The sequence below is a fragment of the Paraburkholderia ginsengisoli NBRC 100965 genome (assembly GCF_000739735.1).
GTDB classification, from domain to species: Bacteria; Pseudomonadota; Gammaproteobacteria; order Burkholderiales; family Burkholderiaceae; genus Paraburkholderia; species Paraburkholderia ginsengisoli.
The window spans coordinates 1-18310 of sequence record NZ_BBJF01000022.1; the positions used below are offsets into that span (position 1 = coordinate 1).

Consider the following 18310-nt stretch of genomic DNA (forward strand, 5'->3'; position numbering starts at 1 on the left):
GAAGATCCACCGTCGCGTCTCGCATCAAGCGCCCACACTTATCGGCTGTTAATTTTTAAAGATCATTCGCTCAGAAGCTCTGCTTTCTTCGCGTCCGTCATCTAACGGGAGGCGAATTATGCGATGCGACCCGCACCCCGTCAACCCCCTTCACGCAATTATTTTCAAAAAGTTGGGATGCGCAAAAATGAGGCGCCGAGAGGAGGCACACAAATTATTTAGGTATCCGATCGATCCAGGTCTCTCCCCGCGCTGCCATATTTGCACTGCAGCGGCAGGCAGTGATTGATAGCGAGCTCTTCGTGGAATGGTCAGATGAGAATCGCGCCGACGAGCGACTCAGGAACAGAGAAGCAAGGAAGATGAAGGAGCCGCCTATATAGAGCCCAGCCCTTGCGCGGCGCCGTACTGTATTGAGCACATTGCGTGAAGCAACGCGCCGTGCGGGACTACCCGCCGAAATCACGCCGCAAACCTTACCGCAAAACTTGTCCACAGAAAAAGTGCGCAAGCCTGTGGATAACCTTCCCACAACCGCGCCAAGTCCTTGACGCAAAACCCTTCTCGCGGATTGCGCGCGGAGCGCGGCCACCTTCGTGGTCACGCGCACCCGCTCGACGTCACGCCGACTTGGCCGCCGCGCGCCCACTCACGCGCATGAAAGCGCCCCGCTCGACCAGCGCGCCGAACAGCAAGCCGATGGTCGTCCACATGATCGCCTGCATGCCGATCGCCGCGACGCGGAACTTCCACAGCAGCACGGCGGGGAAAGCCGCCGGCACTTCGTCGATGACCGGCATCGACCATTGCACCGCCGCGATGATCGCGACGAACACCAGCCCCGCGACAATCGAGCCGTTCCATGCACCGAGCTTCAGCACCGCGCGTCGCCGCACCTTCAGCGAGAACACCAGCGCGGTCAGCGAGATGGCGATCATCAGAAAGAACAGCCCGGTGCGCATGCCGATCGTGTCGGGATCGCCGACCGACGGCGGATTCGCCGGGTACTTGATGTTCGGCACGATCACCAGTGCAATGAACGCGCCAAGCGCGAGCCATGCGGACAACGCGCGCGCGCTCAATGCGCCCGCTCGCCCATACGCGTAAGCGAACACCAGCGAGAACAGACCGCCGAACGCCGCGCCATAAGTCACCACGCCGGTCAGCAAGCCAAGGCCCGCTTGCGTGTCGCGACTCACGAGTTCGGGCTCATGCTCATGTGCGTCGCCATGCGTCGCCTCGGCCTTTTCTTCGAATGAAATCGCCTGGTCGACCTGCGGCTCGCCGACTACTCTGGCGAAGCCGAACGTGAGGAGTCCCGCGGCGATGCCGGCGAGCATCCCGCGTACCAACAATTTACCCACCATGTTCGACTCCGTTAGTGGCAGGGAAAGCCGAGCAGATGGCGGCCGTCGTGCACGAACTCATGCACGTACATGCCGGGCACCAGCGATGTGGCGCCCTGTTCCGCACCAACGAAGTAAAGCGCGAGCAACAGCAGCAAACCGCCGAACACAACCCAAGGCAGCAATTCGCGCAGCGGAATCGGCGTGGGTTGAGCGGCGGGCTGGCTCGCGGGATCGTAAACAGCTTCAGTCATGAGGACATCTCCTGGGGGTAGCGCGCCCCGAAAGTAGAGTGCAGAGGAATGATGCGAAGCTCAGGTCTGGCTTTCGGCTTGTGATGCCGATTACAGTGGCGCGACCGCGCCGGGCTCTCACCGGCTTCCGTGCTTCGCAGTCTCGCTATTCTACGCGCTAAACTTCGGCCTTCGTGAACGTCGGAGGCCGCATGACGCGGGCCGGCGTTGCGCCAGGAGTGCATCGAGGGAAACCGACAAACAGCATGGATACGCGACTGCTCCTGGTGAGCCACGCATCGACCGCCGCGCAGCGCGCGGGCCGCTTTCCCGCCGACGATCCGCTCGACGCCCGCGGCCGCGCCGAAACCGAAGCGGCCGCCGCGCGCCTGCGTGGCGCGCTTCCCGGCGACGCCTCGGCCTTCGTCAGTCCCGCCGTTTGCGCACGCGAAACAGCATTCGTGCTAGGCCTCGATGCAACACCCGACGATGCGCTGGCGGACATGAATTACGGCAACTGGCAAGGACGGCGCCTCGCTGACCTCGCGATTGACGCGCCGCAGGAACTCGCCGCGTGGACGCACGATCCCGACGCCGCGCCGCCCGGCGGCGAGTCGTTCAGTCAACTCGTCCGGCGGATGGGGCAATGGCTCGACGCGCTAGGTACGACCAGCGGCGCATCGCGACGCGCGCATGGGGTGATCGCAGTGACACACGCGCCGCTGCTGCGTGCGGCGATCGTCCATGCAACGGGCGCATCGCCCACGGTGTTTCCGCGCATCGAGATCGCGCCGCTGTCAGTGGTCGAGTTGCGGTGTTCACAGCGCGTCTGGACGTGGTGGCCCGGCGCGCTCTAATCGGTGCGGCGCGCCAGGCGCCGTCGCTTCACTTACCCGTCACGACCAGCCGCAACTGGTTCGCCCCCGCAGGCGTCAGCGTGATATCGGTGCGCCGGCCCTTCGCCCCTAAATAGAAGTGCTGACGTCCCGGCGAATTCTGATCGTGCGTCGCGTCCGGCAAACATGACGCGATATCCGCCGCCACCGCTTGCAGTGCGTCGAGCTTCGAGCCGCCATCGCCATGCGGCGTCCACGTGCATTGGAAACTGCGATGGCTCGCGGAACATTGCGCATCGTCGCCATAGGGTTGCGCGACGCCCTTCCCGTCTTCGGGTGTCCACGACGCGAGGCCGTCCGGCGCGGCCGCCACGATCCGTTTGAGCGAAGCACATGGGCTCGGCGTGTCGTCGGCATAGGCGCTGCATGGCAGTACAGCGCCAAGCGAGGCGGCCGCGAATACAACGGCGAGTAATCGGGTGTTGTTCATGTCGGGCGCGGTCCTTCAAAAGAGGCCTCACGGGACGGCAACTGACGCCGTGCGTCGTCTTCCACGCGGCAGCACGCTCTGTGCCCATGCGCTTACATCGCCGCGGCGGCCGGAGGCCGGGCGAACCGCGCGACCAGAACTCGCCTTGCCATCTCTCGCGAAGCCCGCGCCGCCCGCCTTAATGGCACACAAATTGCATTCCCGCCGTACCGGCTCCGAAAACGCCCGCCACCTAAATCGACGCACACCGCTACGCCATGTCAAACAAACCTGCCGCCGAAACGCCGGCCCGCCTTTCCTGCGGAATCGAAGGAATCGACAACGTCCTGGGCGGGGGCCTCACGGCTCACCGCATGTATCTGGTGGAGGGCGCACCGGGTACAGGTAAAACCACCCTGGCCTTGCAATTCCTACTCAAAGGGGTTGAGGAAGGCCAGGTCGGTTTGTACATCACGCTGTCCGAAACGCGCTCCGAGCTGATCTCGGTCGGCGAAAGTCACGGCTGGGACGTGAGCCGCTTCAAGATTCTCGAACTGCTCTCCGACGAAGGCCTCGACCCGCAATACGAGCAGACCGTGCTGCATCCGGCCGAGGTCGAACTGGGCGAGACCGTGCGCAACGTGATCCAGCAGGTCGACGAACTCAAGCCCGCGCGCATCGTGCTCGACAGTCTCTCCGAACTGCGGCTGCTCTCGCAGAACCCGTTACGCTATCGCCGGCAGATTCTCGCGCTCAAACGCTACTTCGCGACGCGTGAATGCACGGTGCTGCTGCTCGACGACAATTCGTCCGACCCCGGCGACGTGCAACTGCACAGCATCGCGCACGGCGTGATCACCCTCGAAAATCTCGCGCGCGATTACGGCGGCAACCGCCGGCGCGCGCGCGTCCTGAAGATGCGCGGCATCAAATTCCGCGAGGGCTTTCACGACTTCACGCTCGACACGGGCGGCATCCACGTCTATCCGCGCCTCGTCGCGGCCGAGCACCACGCGGCATTCGACGCGCAAGCGGTCAGCACCGGCACCGCCGGTTTCGACGCGCTGCTCGGCGGCGGCCTGATTCCCGGCACCAATGCGCTGATGATCGGCCCGTCGGGGGTCGGCAAGACCACCACGGTGGTGTCGTGCCTGATGGCGGCGCTCGAACGCGGCGAGCGCTGCGTCTATTACGTATTCGACGAAACGCTGACCACGCTGACGATCCGCTGCGCGACGCTCGGCATGCACCTCACGCCGCACGTCGAGAGCGGGCTGCTGACGCTGCGCCAGATCGATCCGGCGGAAATCTCGCCGGGCGAATTCGCCGCCGACGTGCGCGACGCGGTCGAGAACCGGGGCGTGCGCTATGTCGCGATCGACAGCCTGAACGCCTATCTGCAGGCGATGCCCGGCGAGCGCTACCTGCTGCTGCAAATGCACGAACTGCTCGGCTATCTGAACCAGCAAGGCGTCATCACGATGCTGGTGCTGGGGCAGCACGGCATCATCGGCGAAGTGCAGAACGATATCGACATCAGCTATCTCAGCGACATCGTGGTGCTGTTCCGCTACTTCGAGCATCATGGCGAAGTACTGACCGCCGTGACCGCCGTGAAGAGCCGCGCGAATGCGCACGAACGCTCGATCCGCCAATTCCGGCTCGGCGGCAAGGGGGTGCAAGTGGGCGAAGCGCTCCGCGACTTCGAGGGCGTGTTGTCCGGCCTGCCGTCGTATCGCGGCAGCACCACCCTGCTCGGCGCGACGGATCGCGTCATCGACACGTCCAGGCAATAAGGTCATGGAGCAACGCGTCCTCATCCTGGCGCCGTTCGGCCGCGACGCCGAGGTGATCGCCGAAGTCCTGCACAAAGACGAGCGCGTGTGCGTCGCGTGCCGCGATGCCGACACGCTCACCGCCGCGCTCGATGTCGGCGCGGGCGCCGCACTGATCGCCGAGGAAGCGCTCGCGGGCGGCCACGCGTCGCGCCTGTTCGCGTGGCTCGAAAAGCAGCCGGCGTGGTCCGACTTTCCGTTCATCCTGCTCGCCGCGTCGCGCGTCGGGCATCGCTCCGCGCGCGGGCTCGAAATACTCGAACGGCTCGGCAACGTGGTCGTGCTCGAACGGCCGTTGAATTCGGAGACGTTGCGGCGCGCGGTGGCATCGTCGCTGCGGGCACGCGCGCGGCAGTATGAGTCGCGCCGCCATCTGGCCGAGCGGATCGAGGCGCAAGCGGCGCTGGTGCAGTTGAACGATTCGCTGGAAAGCCGCATCGCCGAACGCACGCAGGAGCTCGCGTCCGCCAACAACCGGCTGATGATGGAGATTCACGAGCGCGCCAAGGTGCAGGCGGTGCTGGTGCAATCGCAGAAGATGGAAGCGCTCGGGCAGCTCACCGGCGGCATCGCGCACGACTTCAACAATCTGCTGAACGTGATCATGGTCAACGCCGAGTTGATCGCGCGGGTCAGCAGCGACGAACGTATTCGGGGTATGGCCGCCACCGTCAAACGCGCGACCGAGCGCGGCGCGAAACTGACGGGCCAGTTGCTGACTTTCTCGCGCAACAGCAACCTTGATCTGAAAGCGGTCGACGTGGTCGCGTTGCTGCATGGCATGCGCGACATCATCACGGTGTCGCTCGGTTCGAGCATCCGCTATGCGAACGAGTTCGACAGCGAAGAGATGTGGACGCAGGCCGACGCCAATCAGCTCGAACTGGCGATCCTCAATCTGGCGATCAACGCGCGCGATGCGATGCCTGCGGGCGGTCAACTCAAGATCCGCGTGCGCGAGCGCGGGGCGCCCGATCAGACGCTCGAAGACGGCCGTTATGTGGTGGTCGAAGTGATCGATACCGGATCGGGCGTGCCCCCCGAGGTCGTGTCGCGCGTGTTCGATCCGTTCTTCACCACCAAGCCGATCGGCAAGGGCACCGGACTCGGTCTGAGCCAGGTCTACGGAATCGCGCGACAGGCGGGCGGCACTGCGCGGCTCTTTAGCGAGGAAGGCGCGGGCACCACGGTAGAAATCTGGCTGCCGTTGCGCGAGCGCGAGGCTCCGCATACTGAAGCGGCGTCCGATGCCGAAGCGAACGCGGTCGGCGAAAAACGCGTGCTGGTGGTCGAGGACGACGGCGAGGTGCGGGCCATGCTGGTCGAGTCGCTGCGCATGCTCGGCTATACCGTGACCGAAGCCGCCGACGGGCAAGCCGGCCTGAACCGCCTGGAGGACGACAAGCCCGACCTGTTGATGGTCGACTTCGCGATGCCGGGCATGAACGGTATCGACGTGATTGCCGCCGCGCGCAAGATGCGCGAGGACCTGCCTGTGATTCTGGCGACCGGTTATGCGGACGTGGATATTTCGGGGCTCGCGGTAAAGCGCTGCACGATTCTGCGCAAACCGTTTCAGCTCGACGATCTGGCGCGGACTGTACGGCTCGGATTGGCGGCGTGAACACGACGCGAGCGAGGCGTGCGCGTGACGTGACCGGCGCGTCGCGCATCCGCATGCAGTGTGCATGCAACGGACCGGCCGTCTCGATCCAACTCGCCGTCGCGACCCGTCATACGGCCTCCATATGATGCGCTGACCGAGCGACTTACAGCGAGGTTGACGCCTCCCATCCCCTTCTCCAGCGCGCATTGTCGCAATGCCGACACAGATTCTTCCGGCGTGGAAAAATTTCCAATTCAATAGGTTGCTAACGAATGTTTTGGAAATACAATACCGCCCATGCCGAATCTCGACACCTTGCGCCGCACCGTCAGCAGCACCCTGGTTGTCGCTGCCAGGAAGTGGCGGCGCACGAGCCACGGCGTGCTGGCGGCCTTCAACGTATCCGAGGCGTGCGCCACGCCGCTACTGACCGCCAGCCGGCTAGGCTCGGCGGTGCGCCAGGTCACGCTGGCCGATCACATCGGTATCGAAGGGCCGTCGCTCGTGCGGCTGCTCGATCAACTGTGCGCGGCGGGTCTGATGCGCCGCGAAGAAGACCCCGAAGACCGTCGCGCGAATACCGTGGCGCTGACCGAAGAAGGCCGCGCCGTCACCGCGAAAATGGAAGAAGAACTGGTCACGTTGCGAGCGCAGGCGCTCAAAGGCGTCTCGCGCAGCGATCTCGAAGCAGCCTTGCGCGTGCTCGACGCGTTTACGACGGACGCCGTCGAACGGGCCGAACAAGGCGGCGCCGAACGCGCCCAGGCTGGCCAACCGATGCAACCGGCGCGGCGCCCGCCAGGCGCGCAACCCAGCCGGCCAGCGCAACGCCCGCAGCAAAAATCACAAGCACAAGCACAACAAGCGCCTGGCAAGCCCACGCCGGCCACCGGTAAAACCCGCAAAACCGCCAAAGCCGCCAAGGCGTCCAAATCCAACAAAGGCAAAGCAGACGCAGCGGCGCCGCATCACTCCGGCGACCCGGCATAACGGCTCATGGTCTATCCCTCTCTTCGCGACTGGCTGTTCTCGGTCAAGACCTTTGCCGCGGCCATGCTCGCGCTCTACATCGGTCTCGCGTTCGAACTGCCGCGGCCTTACTGGGCGATGGCCACGGTCTACATCGTGTCGAATCCGTTCGTCGGCGCAACCCGCTCGAAGGCGCTGTACCGGGCGCTCGGCACCGCGCTCGGCGCCTCGGCGGCGGTGCTGCTGGTGCCGCCGTTCGTCGAGTCGCCGTATCTGTTCAGCGTGATCGTCGCGACGTGGACCGGCACGCTGCTGTACCTCGCGGTGTCCGACCGCACCGCGCGCAGCTACGTGTTCATGCTGGCCGCCTATACGATGCCGATCATCGCGCTGCCGTCTGTGACCAACCCGGCCGGCGTGTTCGATCTGGCGGTCAGCCGCACCGAGGAAATCCTGCTCGGCATCATCTGCGCGAGCATCGTCGGCAGTGCGCTGTTTCCGAGCCGGCTCGCGCCGACCATCATCGAGCGCACCGACGCGTGGTTTCGCGACGCCGCGTTCTATGCGACCGAAACGCTGTCGGGACGCATCGCCGGCTCGGCGATCTCGGGCGCGCGCCAGCGGCTCGCCAGCACCATCAACGGTCTGGAATTGCTGTTGAGCCAGCTCGCCTACGATCACACGCGGCCGGACGTGCTGGCGCGCGCGCACGAACTGCGCGGCCGCATGCAACTGCTGCTGCCGATCATGTCGTCGCTCGCCGATCCGCTGATCGCGCTCTACAACAGCAGCCGTCACACCTGGCCCGAAGGGCTGGAAGCGCTGCTCGCCGATGTGATCAAGTGGTTCAACGAGCCGCTGCCCGCCGTTAGCGAGGGCTATCACCGCGACGCCACCGCCGACGCGCTGCGCGAGCGCATCGCGGCGATGCGCCCGCCCGCCGACGCGCTCGCGAATTGGAACGGGGCGCTGCTGTCCAACGCGCTGTGGCGCATGAAGCAGGTGATCGACGTGTGGCAGGACTGCCGTTCGCTGCGCATCATCATCACGCGTGAAGAAGGGTCGTGGCGGCCGCATTTCCGCCACTGGCGCCTCGGTGGCACCGAGCGCTTCTACGACCGCGGCATCATGCTGTTCGCCACCGTGTCGGCGGGACTCGCCGTGGTGCTCGCGTGCAGCCTCTGGATCAGCTCCGGCTGGAACGACGGCGCGAGCGCGGTGACGCTCGCGGCGGTGGCCTGCTGCTTCTTCGCGGCGCTCGACGAACCCGCGCCGATGGTGTTCCGCTTCTTCCTCGCGACCGCGATCAGCGTGGTAGCGGCGGGCGTCTATCTGTTCGCGGTGCTGCCGCACGTGCACGACTTTCCGATGCTGGTGATCCTGTTCGCCGCGCCGTTCATCCTGGTCGGCACGCTGATTCCGCGCCCGCAGTTCAACATGGTGACGGTGCTGGTCGCCGTGAATACGGCCACGTTCATCAGCATTCAGGACGCGTACGACGCGAACTTCCTGACCTTCCTGAACGCCAATTTCGCGGGCCTCGCAGGTCTGCTCTACGCGTATCTGTGGACGCGCGTGACGCGCCCGTTCGGCGCCGAACTCGCGGCGTCGCGCCTGTTGCGTTCGAGTTGGGCCGACGTCGCGCTCACGGCCTCGACACGGCCGATCGAAGATCCGCGCAATCTCGCCGCGCGCATGCTCGACCGCCTGATGCAACTGATCCCGCGCCTCGCGGCGACTGACGATCATCGTCATCCGTCGATCGAAAGCTTCCGCGATCTGCGCATCGCGTTCAACGCGCTCGATTTGCGCCGCCTGACACACAAGCTCGGCGGCGAAGCGCCGGCCGCGATCGCCAACGTTCTCGACGGAGTGCGTATTTACTACGAAGACTGCGTCAACCGCCGCAAGCGCGAGCCGGTGCCCGAGAGCCTGATGTCGTCGATCGATGCCGCCGTCGCGCGTGTGACCGCGCAAGGGCTCGCCAACGCCGCGGCGCCCACCGCGACCTCGCAGACCTCGGCGCGCCAGTTGCGCGAAGCGCTGCACGCGTTGATCGGCTTGCGTCTTTCGCTGTTTCCGGCGACGCTCACGTCACCGACGCCGCCCGAACCGGAGGCCGCTGCCTGATGCACCCACTCGCAACCCGTTCCCCCTCTTTTACTTTCCGCGATGATCGGTGAAATCGATATCTTCGGCGTGTTCGTACCGGCCGTGCTCGTGCTGATGTTCATCGCCTATCTGATCAACCTCGTGATTCGCACGGTGCTCGGACGCGTCGGCTTCTACCGTTTCGTCTGGCATCGCTCCATCTTCGATCTCGGCATCTATGTGCTGGTGCTGGGCCTTGTCGTTGTCGTTTCGCACAGACTAATAACGTGAAAAAAACCTGGTTCTCCGTCGGTCAGATTCTGCTGACCCTGATCGTGGTCGTCGTGGCAGCGCTCGTGCTGTGGAAACTCGTCGCCTATTACATGTTCGCGCCGTGGACCCGCGACGGACACGTACGCGCCGACGTGATCCAGGTCGCGCCGGATATCTCGGGGCTGATCTCGTCGGTCGACGTGGTGGACAACCAGCAGGTCAAGCAAGGCCAGGTGCTGTTCGTGATCGATCAGGCGCGCTACACGCTCGCGCTGCGTCAGGCGCAGGCCACCGCGCAGCAGCGCCGCGCGACGCTCGATCAGGCGCGCCGCGAAGATGCGCGCAATCGCAAGCTGGGCAACCTGGTCGCCGCCGAGATCTCGGAAGAAAGCCGCTCGCGCGTCGAGGCGGGCGAAGCCGCGCTCGCCGATGCGAACGTCGCGATCGACACCGCGAAACTGAATCTGCAACGCGCGACGATCGTGAGCCCGGTCGACGGCTATCTGAACGACCGCGCGCCACGCGCCGGCGAATTCGTCGCGGCGGGACGCCCGGTGGTCGCGGTGGTGGACATGCATTCGTTCCGCGTCGACGGCTATTTCGAGGAAACCAAACTGCGCGGCATCGACATCGGCCAGCCGGTCGTCATCACGGTGATGGGCGAGCCGACCGCGTTGCGCGGGCACGTGCAAAGCATCGTCGCCGGTATCGAGGACCGTGACCGCACGCAAGGCTCGAATCTGCTGCCGAACGTGAATCCGGCATTCAGTTGGGTGCGGCTCGCGCAGCGGATTCCGGTGCGCGTCGCGCTCGACGAAGTACCGGCCGACTTCCGCATGATCGCGGGCCGCACCGCGACGGTGTCGGTGCGCGATCTGTCGCCGGTGAGACGGCGTGGGGCTGTGAGTGCTTCGGGTGTAGCGAGCGCGTCGGCGGCTTCGGCGCCGGCCGCATCCGTGACGGGCGGCTCGGCTGCACAGCCGGCGTCGGCAACGGTTTCGTCGGGCGCCTCGCAATGAAGCTGTCGCCAAACCTGCCCTCCCTGCCGCAGTGGTCCCTGCTGCCGCTACTGCCCTTGTTGCCGCTGGCCGTCGCACTCGGCGGCTGCATGACCGTCGGCCCGAACTACGCGCTGCCGCAACAGGCGCTCGTCAACGCGCCGCTCGCGAATGCGCCGCTCGAAGGCGCGGATGCCACGCTCACCTCGACCCGCAACGTGCCCACCGTGTGGTGGAAGCTGTACGACGATCCGGTGCTGAACGGTCTCGTCGACGAAGCGCTGCACTCGAACACCGACCTGCGCGTCGCGGCGGCGAATCTCGCGCGCTCGCGTCAGGCGCTCGGCGTCGCGCAAGCGCAGGGCGGCTTCTCCGGCAAAGCGTCGGCGGAGGTCCAGCGCGCGCAGGAATCGGCCGAACAGTACCTGCTGTTCGAGAAACTGCCGGTCGCCAACGAGGGCAACTTCGGCATCAGCATCTCGTATGAATTCGATCTGTTCGGCAAGCTGCGGCGCGGCGTGGAAGCGGCGCAAGCGGACACCGAATCCGTGCAGGCCGCCGGCGATCTCGCGCGGATCACCGTGGTGGCAGACGTGGTGCGCTCGTACGTCGAGCAATGCTCGGCCGCCGAAGAACTGCGGATCGCGCAGCAGTCGCTCGTATTGCAGAAGCAGCGCGTGGACGTGTCCCGGCGGTTGCGCGACGCGGGCCGTGGCAATCAGCCCGACGTGACGCGCGGGCAAACGCAAGTGGATACGTTGTCGGCCGATATTCCGCGCTACACGGCGCGCCGCAAGATCGCGCAATACCGGCTCGCCGCGCTGCTCGCCCGTGCACCGTCCGACCTTCCGCCAGCTGTGCTGGCTTGCGAGCGGCTGCCGCAAATCCGCCAGCCGATTCCGATCGGCGACGGTGCCGCGCTGCTCAAGCGCCGTCCGGACGTGCGCGAGGCCGAGCGTCAACTGGCGGCGTCGACGGCACGTATTGGTGTTGCCACGGGAGCGCTCTATCCGACGATCAGCCTCGGTGCGTCAGCGGGCTATACCGGGATTCTTGAAGACATCCCCACGTTGCCCACGGCGCGCTGGGCTTTCGGTCCGCTGATCAACTGGAACTTCCCCACCAATGGCGCGCGTGGTCGCGTGCGTGAGGCAGAGGCGTCGAGCGATGTGGCGCTCGCGAAATTCGACGGCGTGGTGCTGACCGCGCTGCGCGAGACCGAGACCAATCTCGCGACCTACGCGTCCGACTACGCGCGCGCCGAATCCTTGCGCGCCGCGTTGAAGTCGGCGAGCGAGTCGGCGGATGAAACGCATCGGCTGTATCGCGCGGGGCGCGAGTCGTTCATCTCGGACCTCGACGCGACGCGCACGCTGACCTCGGTGAAGTCTCAGGTCGCGACCGCGGAAGGCCAAGTGGCGATCGATCAGGTCAACCTGTTCCTCGCGCTCGGCGGCGGCTGGGAAATGGAGGGGCAAGGCGCGCCCGTCGCGACGGCGCCTGGCGCTGCCGCACCAGCGAAGGCCGTGCCGACAGCGGCGACGGCGACGACAACCACGAGCACCACGGCAACCACGATAAAAGCACCCTGAAGGCTTACGAATTATTTTTGACTTGCTTTCTTTTGCCTTTCATTTGCGGTTAAATACGTGACACCAATAACACGTTACGGGGTCACGTATGTCGCCATTCATGCAAGGCGCAGTCACATTGGGCGGATGCATCGGCATCTTCACGGCGGTGGTCGCCGTGGTCGAGATGCTCGCGAATTGAGTCCGCGCGATCCCTAGCAGCATCAGCACGGGCGGTTCGGGCTTTGTCGAAGACACGCCGGCGCCGCTAAGCGGGCCGGCGCTTCGCGGCCGCCTGGTGAATCGCCGCCCGCACTCGCGGATACGTGCCGCAACGGCACACGATGTTCGACATCGCCGCGTCGATATCCGCGTCGCTCGGATTGGGTTTGCGCTTGAGCAGCGCGCAAGCCGCCATCAATTGCGCGCTCTGGCAGTAGCCGCATTGCACCACATCGAGATCGATCCACGCCGCCTTCAGCGCTTGCGCTTCAGCGCCTTGCACGCCTTCGATGGTCGTGATCTTCTGCGTGATGCTCACGCACGACATCGTCGTCTGACACGCGAGGCAAGCCGCGCCGTCCAGATGGATCGTGCACGCGCCGCAAATTCCCACGCCACACCCGAACTTGGTGCCGGTCATGCCGAGCTCGCAGCGCAACACCCACAGTAGCGGCATGTCCGGGTCGGCGCGCACCGCCACCGGGCGTCCGTTGATGTTCAGTGATCCCTTGCTTGCCGGCTGACCCGGCGCGGCCTTGCATCCCGGCGGAGTCGACGGCACGACGGGCAGTTTTTCGAGCCGCAGCGGCAGCGTTCGCAAACGCGTGCCGGTCAGCGTGAACACCGCGTTGGCGACCGCGGGCGCGACCGGCGGCACGGCCGGTTCGCCGACGCCTTGCGGGTGCATGCTGCTCGGCATGATGTCGGTTTCGATCACCGGGCAATCGTTCATCCGCACGACCGGGAAATCGACGAAGTTCTTCTGCTGCACCTGCCCCTTGTCGATCACGATCTCATCCTGCAAAGCGGCCGACAGTCCGAACACGATTCCGCTCTCCATCTGCTGGCGGATCAGGTTTGGATTCACCGGCAATCCGCAATCGATCACGCACACCACGCGATGCACGCGAATCTGCCGCTGCGGCCCGAGCGACACCTCTGCCACCTGCGCGACCACGCTGCCGAACGCCTCGTGCAACGCGATACCGCGAGCGCACGGCGCGCCGTCGGCGGCGGGCTTCAACGGGCGCCCCCAATCCGACAACACGGCAACGCGCTTCAACACCGCGAGGTGCCGCGGATGCTGCGCGAGCAGCGCCGCGCGGAACGCAATCGGGTCCTGTCCGGTAGCGGCCGCGAGTTCGTCGGTGAAGCTCTCGGTGAAGAACGCCTGGTGCGAATGGCCGACCGAGCGCCAGAAGCCGACCGGCACCGGCAACTCGACGATCTTGTGCGCGACGCGCGCGGTGGGCCATTCGTAGGGCTGATCGAACGCGCCTTCGACGGTGGTCTTGTCGATCGGAATGCGCGGCACGCCGTAGTAGCGTGCGAGCGCTTCCGGCACGATCGCCTGGCTCGCCGACGTGCTGCGCCACGCGACCACCTTGCCGTGCGCATCGAGGCCGGCCATGAGCCGCGACACGCACGCGGGGCGATAGAAATCGTGGGTGAAATCCTGCGCGCGCGACCAGATGGTCTGCACCGGATGGCCGCCGGCTTCGCGCGCGATCACCGTGGCCTGCACGATGAAGTCGAGCTCCAGCCGACGGCCGAACGCGCCGCCAAGCAGTTGCGTTTGCAGGTCGACCTTGTCGGCGTCGATGTCGAGCACTTTCGCGACGTGCTGCCGCGCGAGCGCGGGCATTTGCGTGGAGACCCACACGGTAGCCGAGCCGTCCGCGACCTGCACGGTGCAGTTGACCGGCTCGACCGCGCCGTGCGCGAGATACGGCGCGTGATACTCGCCGTCGACGACGCGCGCCGCGCCCCGCAACGCCGCATCGATGTCGCCGCGATGAAAATACGCGTGGCCGTCGCTGTCGTCGAGTGCCTGCGCGAGCCGGCGGTCCACGTCCGCGCTCGATAACGTCGCGCCGCCGCCGCAGTCCCACGTCACGTCGAGCTTGTCGACCGCGTTCATCGCGCGAAACGGATTGTCCGCGATCACCGCGACACCGCCGCTGCCGCCGCTATACGGCGCGAAGGACAGCGCCTTGATGAAGCCCGGCATTGTCTGCGCGGCCGCCGCGTCGAAATGCGCGACCGTGCCGCCGAGCGTCGGGCACATCACGACGCCCGCGTACAGCAGTCCGTCGGGCAGCGCGTCGATGCCGAAGCGCGCCGTGCCGTTGATCTTCGATGCCACTTCGATGCGGCGCACAGGTTGGCCGATCAGCTTGAAGTCAGCGGGATTTTTCAGCGTCGCCTTGCGCGGCAGCGCCTGCTGCGCCGCGAGCGACGACAACTCGCCGAAGCTCGCCTTATGGCCCGACGCGTGCAGCACGTAACCGTTTTCCGCGCGGCATTCGCCGGGCGGGACCTTCCATTGCTCGGCCGCCGCGCCGATCAGCATCGCGCGCGCCGACGCGCCGGCTTCGCGCATCGGCGTCCACAGATCGTTGATGCTCGACGAGCCGCCCGTCATCATCGTGCCGCCCTCGCGCACCAGTTTGCGGGTGAACCAGATCGTCGTGCGCTTGACCGCGCTGTCGTCGTCGGGACGAAACGGCAGGTCGTCGATGATGCTCTGCACGCTGTTATAGATCTTGTCGATCGGTGCTTCTTCGACTCGCACCTGCGACCAGTCGGCGTCGAGTTCTTCGGCAAGCAGCATCGCGAGGCCGGTGTGAATGCCCTGCCCCATCTCCGCCTTGCTCATCATGATTGTCACGCTGTTGTCGGCTGCGATCTTGACCCAGCCGTTGAGCGCGACCTGCGAGCCCTGTGCCGGCAGCGGCGTCGCCGTGATCAGACGCTGACGCGGCGGCAGCACCGACCAGCCGACCAGCAACGCGCCCACCGCGCCGGCGCCGCCGAGCAGGAAGGTTCTGCGCTTTAACATGACATGGCTCGATCAGCTTGCTCGATGACAGGGAAGCTGCGAAAGCGCGGCTGCGCGCCCGCCTGTGTTTCTGCGGAATAGTAATAAGACGGGGCGGCGGGCGGGAGACTTAAATACGCGCGATCAATGTAGAGGGATGCGGGGCGGGGGATCAGGCGGTTGATGCGGGGAAGCGTTAATCGTGGGGCGCTTCATTAAATGGAGCATGCGGTGCGCCAACCTGACGCCGGCGCACCCTGCGTGCACTTCGACTTCGACTCGTTCAGCGCCGGTTCGAACCCGACACGACGTCGATCCACACCGCCAGCACGAGAATGCCGCCCTTCACGATCATCTGCCAGTACGCGTCGACGTCGAGCATCGACATGCCGTTGTCGAGACTCGCCATCACCAGTGCGCCGATCAAAGCGCCGTACACCGTGCCGGAGCCGCCGCGCATCGACGTACCGCCGATGAAGCACGCGGCGATCGCGTCGAGTTCGCCCATCGAGCCCGCCGACGGTGAGCCGGCCGCGAGCCGCGCGGTGTTGACGATCCCCGCGAACGCGCACATCAAGCCCATCAGCGCGAAGATCGCGAGTTTCACGCGGTTCGTGTTGACGCCCGAGAGACGCGTCGCTTCGAGATTCGAACCGACCGCGTAGATGCGTCGGCCGAACACGGTCTGCGTCGCGATCCAGGTGAACACGCCGAGCAGCGCGAGCAGCAGCAGAACCGGCACCGGAATGCCGCCGTAGCGATCCAGCGTGGCGACGAAGCCGGCCAGAATCGCGCCCGCGCCGACCACCTTGACGACGTCCTGCCAGATCGGCACGACTCGCAATTGATAGCGTTGGCGATTGGCGCGCTGGCGAATCGTCAGGAATGCGAGCAGCACGAACAGCACGACTGCGAGCGAGTCGCCTGCGAGCCGCGGCAGGTAACCCTGGCCGACGAACACGAAGCCGTCCGACACCGGGGCGATCGTCGAGCCGCCGGTTACGCCGAGCAGAATGCCGCGATACGCGAGCATGCCGCCGAGCCCGACGATAAACGAAGGCACGCGCCGGTAGGTCGACCACCAGCCGTTGAACATGCCGACCAGCACGCCGAGCAGCATCACCACCGGCAACGTGACGGCAATCGGCCAGTGCCGGTTGACGTCGAGAATCGCCGCGACGCCGCCGAGCAAGCCAAGCAGCGAGCCGACCGACAGATCGATCTCGCCGGCGATGATCACGAACACCATCCCGCACGCGAGCATGCCGGTGATCGACATCTGCCGCAGCAGGTTCGACAGATTGCGCGGCGTGACGAACGCGCCATGCGTGAGCGTTGAGAAGAAAATCCAGATCACGGCCACCGCGATCAGCAACGCGAGAATCTTGTAGCGCGCGAACAGTTGCTGAATGCGCTGCGGACCGCCGAAGGCGCCTCGCGGCGCGGGGTTGTCGGCGCGTTGGGAAGTAACGTCAGGCGTCATGCTGCACTCGCTGCGGTAGGGTTCGTTAATCGCTGCACGGGACGGATCGCGGCACTGAGGACGTCCTCCTGGGTGAGGCCGTCGTTGATGAAGTCGCCGCGCAATTCGCCTTCGCCGATCACCAGCACGCGATCGCTGATGCCGAGCACCTCTGGCATTTCGGACGACACCATCACGATCGACATGCCGCGTTGCGCCAGTTGAAAGATCAGCTTGTAGATTTCGTATTTCGCACCGACGTCGACGCCGCGCGTCGGTTCGTCGAGGATCAGCACCTTCGGCTCGGTCAGCAGCATCCGGGTGAGCACGGCCTTCTGCTGATTGCCGCCCGACAGACTCGCGATCGACAGCATAGGATGCGCGGCGCGCACCGAGAGCCGCTTCATCTCGGTGTGAATCGTGTCGAGTTCGGCGGCGGAGTCGATCCGTCCACCGGAGGCGAAACGCCCCAGCACCGCGAGCGTGATGTTGTGGCCGACGCTCAGCCCCGGCACGATGCCGTGGCGCTTGCGATCCTCCGGCACCATCGCGATGCCGGCGCGAATCGCGTCGTCGGGCGCGCGGATTTTCAGCGGCTTGCCGTCCATCAGCACGCTCGCCTCGCTCACGCCGGGATACGCTCCGAAGATTGCCTGCATCAGTTCCGTACGGCCCGCGCCCACCAGCCCCGCCACGCCGAGAATCTCGCCGCGCCGCAGCGCGAACGACACGTCGTTCACGCGTTTGCGGCGTGGATTGGTGACATCGAAACAGGTGACGTTGCGCGCTTCGAAGATCACGTCGCCGATCGGATGCGGCTCGCGCGGAAACAGGTTCTTGATCTCGCGACCCACCATCAGCGAGATGATGCGGTCGGTGGTGAGCGCGTGCATCGGCTCGGTGGCCACATGGCGGCCGTCGCGGATCACGCTGATCGTGTCGCATACCGCCGCCACTTCGTCGAGCTTGTGCGAGATGTACACGCAGGCAATGCCGCGCTTTTTCAGATCGCGCACGATGTCGAGCAGAATGCTGATTTCCGACGAGGTCAGCGACGACGACGGCTCATCGAGAATCAGCAGCTTCGCGCGCTTGTTCAGCGCCTTGGCGATCTCGATCAACTGCTGATGGCCGCCGCCGTAATTCATCACCGGCTGCGCGGCGTTGATGCCGCTGATACCGAGGTCGCGCAGCAGTTCGTCGGCGCGCTGGTACATCGCGGCGTAGTTCATGCGGCCGCCGGGCAGCGTGATCTCGTTGCCGAGAAAGATGTTCTCCGCCACCGACAACTCCGGCACCAGCATCAACTCCTGGTGAATGATGATGATGCCGGCGCGTTCGGTGTCGCGCACGCCGGTCGCTTTCAGCGGCGCGCCTCCCCAGGTTATTTCGCCGTCCCAGGTACCGTGCGGATACACGCCAGAGAGCACTTTCATCAGTGTCGATTTGCCGGCGCCGTTCTCGCCGCACAAACCGACGCACTCGCCCGGCGAGACCGTCAGGTCGATGCCGTCGAGTGCCTTCACGCCTGAAAACGACTTGACGATGCCGCGCATCGTCAGTAGTGGTTGCGTCATT

The 18310-nt window shown here is 65.6% G+C and carries 14 protein-coding genes, 1 pseudogene and 1 riboswitch; of the genes and pseudogenes, 8 read left to right on the plus strand and 7 right to left on the minus strand.

Annotated features, from left to right (window positions below; genetic code table 11):
• Nucleotides 1–620: 620 nt before the first annotated feature.
• Nucleotides 621–1367 carry a CbtA family protein gene (locus tag BGI01S_RS24990; protein ID WP_042328842.1) on the minus strand — a complete coding sequence of 249 codons (747 nt, stop codon included), beginning with the start codon at nucleotides 1365–1367 and terminating at the stop codon, nucleotides 621–623.
• Between the two features lie 11 nt (nucleotides 1368–1378).
• Entirely contained in the window at nucleotides 1379–1600 is a 222-nt protein-coding gene (locus BGI01S_RS24995) for a CbtB domain-containing protein (protein ID WP_042328843.1), read from the minus strand.
• A gap of 52 nt (nucleotides 1601–1652) precedes the next feature.
• Nucleotides 1653–1739: riboswitch (adenosylcobalamin (AdoCbl) riboswitch) on the minus strand.
• Between the two features lie 106 nt (nucleotides 1740–1845).
• Here BGI01S_RS24995 and BGI01S_RS25000 point away from each other — a divergent pair.
• The gene (locus BGI01S_RS25000) at nucleotides 1846–2436 is read left to right on the plus strand and encodes a histidine phosphatase family protein (protein WP_042328844.1); all 591 of its coding nucleotides are present in this window, start codon (nucleotides 1846–1848) and stop codon (nucleotides 2434–2436) included.
• Between the two features lie 28 nt (nucleotides 2437–2464).
• Here the strand turns inward: BGI01S_RS25000 and BGI01S_RS25005 are convergent, their stop codons facing one another.
• Entirely contained in the window at nucleotides 2465–2905 is a 441-nt protein-coding gene (locus tag BGI01S_RS25005) for a hypothetical protein (RefSeq protein WP_042328845.1), read from the minus strand.
• A gap of 257 nt (nucleotides 2906–3162) precedes the next feature.
• Here BGI01S_RS25005 and BGI01S_RS25010 point away from each other — a divergent pair, with 257 nt between their 5' ends.
• The 7 genes from BGI01S_RS25010 to BGI01S_RS25040 all read left to right on the plus strand — a co-directional run bounded on the left by BGI01S_RS25010 (nucleotide 3163) and on the right by BGI01S_RS25040 (nucleotide 12248).
• Nucleotides 3163–4680 carry an ATPase domain-containing protein gene (locus BGI01S_RS25010; RefSeq protein WP_042328847.1) on the plus strand — a complete coding sequence of 506 codons (1518 nt, stop codon included), beginning with the start codon at nucleotides 3163–3165 and terminating at the stop codon, nucleotides 4678–4680.
• Nucleotides 4681–4684: 4 nt separating this feature from the next.
• A complete protein-coding gene (locus tag BGI01S_RS25015) occupies nucleotides 4685–6343 on the plus strand; it encodes an ATP-binding protein (RefSeq protein WP_042328848.1) in 1659 nt (552 codons plus the stop codon).
• Nucleotides 6344–6622: 279 nt separating this feature from the next.
• Nucleotides 6623–7315, plus strand: coding sequence for a MarR family winged helix-turn-helix transcriptional regulator (locus tag BGI01S_RS25020; protein WP_042328849.1), 693 nt, complete (start codon nucleotides 6623–6625; stop codon nucleotides 7313–7315).
• Nucleotides 7316–7321: 6 nt separating this feature from the next.
• A complete protein-coding gene (locus tag BGI01S_RS25025) occupies nucleotides 7322–9424 on the plus strand; it encodes an FUSC family protein (RefSeq protein ID WP_042328850.1) in 2103 nt (700 codons plus the stop codon).
• Nucleotides 9425–9466: 42 nt separating this feature from the next.
• Nucleotides 9467–9676 carry a DUF1656 domain-containing protein gene (locus BGI01S_RS25030; RefSeq protein ID WP_042328851.1) on the plus strand — a complete coding sequence of 70 codons (210 nt, stop codon included), beginning with the start codon at nucleotides 9467–9469 and terminating at the stop codon, nucleotides 9674–9676.
• Entirely contained in the window at nucleotides 9673–10677 is a 1005-nt protein-coding gene (locus BGI01S_RS25035) for an efflux RND transporter periplasmic adaptor subunit (RefSeq protein WP_042328853.1), read from the plus strand. Before BGI01S_RS25030 ends, BGI01S_RS25035 begins: the two co-directional genes overlap by 4 nt.
• Complete coding sequence (locus tag BGI01S_RS25040) at nucleotides 10674–12248, plus strand: efflux transporter outer membrane subunit (protein ID WP_042328855.1); 1575 nt, start codon at nucleotides 10674–10676, stop codon at nucleotides 12246–12248. Before BGI01S_RS25035 ends, BGI01S_RS25040 begins: the two co-directional genes overlap by 4 nt.
• Before the next feature lie 247 nt (nucleotides 12249–12495).
• Here the strand turns inward: BGI01S_RS25040 and BGI01S_RS30395 are convergent, their stop codons facing one another.
• The 4 genes and pseudogenes from BGI01S_RS30395 to xylG form a co-directional block, all read right to left on the minus strand.
• On the minus strand, nucleotides 12496–13011 hold the full coding sequence (locus tag BGI01S_RS30395; protein WP_255219780.1) for a (2Fe-2S)-binding protein: 516 nt from the start codon (nucleotides 13009–13011) through the stop codon (nucleotides 12496–12498).
• A gap of 15 nt (nucleotides 13012–13026) precedes the next feature.
• Nucleotides 13027–15291 (minus strand): annotated as a pseudogene (locus tag BGI01S_RS25045) (molybdopterin cofactor-binding domain-containing protein); the annotation flags it as partial.
• 262 nt (nucleotides 15292–15553) lie between these two features.
• Nucleotides 15554–16753, minus strand: coding sequence for a sugar ABC transporter permease (locus tag BGI01S_RS25050; RefSeq protein WP_042328856.1), 1200 nt, complete (start codon nucleotides 16751–16753; stop codon nucleotides 15554–15556).
• A complete protein-coding gene (xylG, locus tag BGI01S_RS25055) occupies nucleotides 16750–18309 on the minus strand; it encodes a D-xylose ABC transporter ATP-binding protein (protein WP_042328858.1) in 1560 nt (519 codons plus the stop codon). The genes BGI01S_RS25050 and xylG overlap by 4 nt, the downstream gene beginning before the upstream one ends.
• Nucleotide 18310 lies beyond the last annotated feature (1 nt).

Bases quoted from the DNA above. Each gene is read 5' to 3' on its own strand.
- BGI01S_RS24990 (WP_042328842.1), bottom strand. From the start codon at position 1,367: ATGGTGGGTAAATTGTTGGTACGCGGGATGCTCGCCGGCATCGCCGCG.
- BGI01S_RS24995 (WP_042328843.1), bottom strand. From the start codon at position 1,600: ATGACTGAAGCTGTTTACGATCCCGCGAGCCAGCCCGCCGCTCAACCC.
- BGI01S_RS25000 (WP_042328844.1), top strand. From the start codon at position 1,846: ATGGATACGCGACTGCTCCTGGTGAGCCACGCATCGACCGCCGCGCAG.
- BGI01S_RS25005 (WP_042328845.1), bottom strand. From the start codon at position 2,905: ATGAACAACACCCGATTACTCGCCGTTGTATTCGCGGCCGCCTCGCTT.
- BGI01S_RS25010 (WP_042328847.1), top strand. From the start codon at position 3,163: ATGTCAAACAAACCTGCCGCCGAAACGCCGGCCCGCCTTTCCTGCGGA.
- BGI01S_RS25015 (WP_042328848.1), top strand. From the start codon at position 4,685: ATGGAGCAACGCGTCCTCATCCTGGCGCCGTTCGGCCGCGACGCCGAG.
- BGI01S_RS25020 (WP_042328849.1), top strand. From the start codon at position 6,623: ATGCCGAATCTCGACACCTTGCGCCGCACCGTCAGCAGCACCCTGGTT.
- BGI01S_RS25025 (WP_042328850.1), top strand. From the start codon at position 7,322: ATGGTCTATCCCTCTCTTCGCGACTGGCTGTTCTCGGTCAAGACCTTT.
- BGI01S_RS25030 (WP_042328851.1), top strand. From the start codon at position 9,467: ATGATCGGTGAAATCGATATCTTCGGCGTGTTCGTACCGGCCGTGCTC.
- BGI01S_RS25040 (WP_042328855.1), top strand. From the start codon at position 10,674: ATGAAGCTGTCGCCAAACCTGCCCTCCCTGCCGCAGTGGTCCCTGCTG.
- BGI01S_RS25050 (WP_042328856.1), bottom strand. From the start codon at position 16,753: ATGACGCCTGACGTTACTTCCCAACGCGCCGACAACCCCGCGCCGCGA.
- xylG (WP_042328858.1), bottom strand. From the start codon at position 18,309: ATGACGCAACCACTACTGACGATGCGCGGCATCGTCAAGTCGTTTTCA.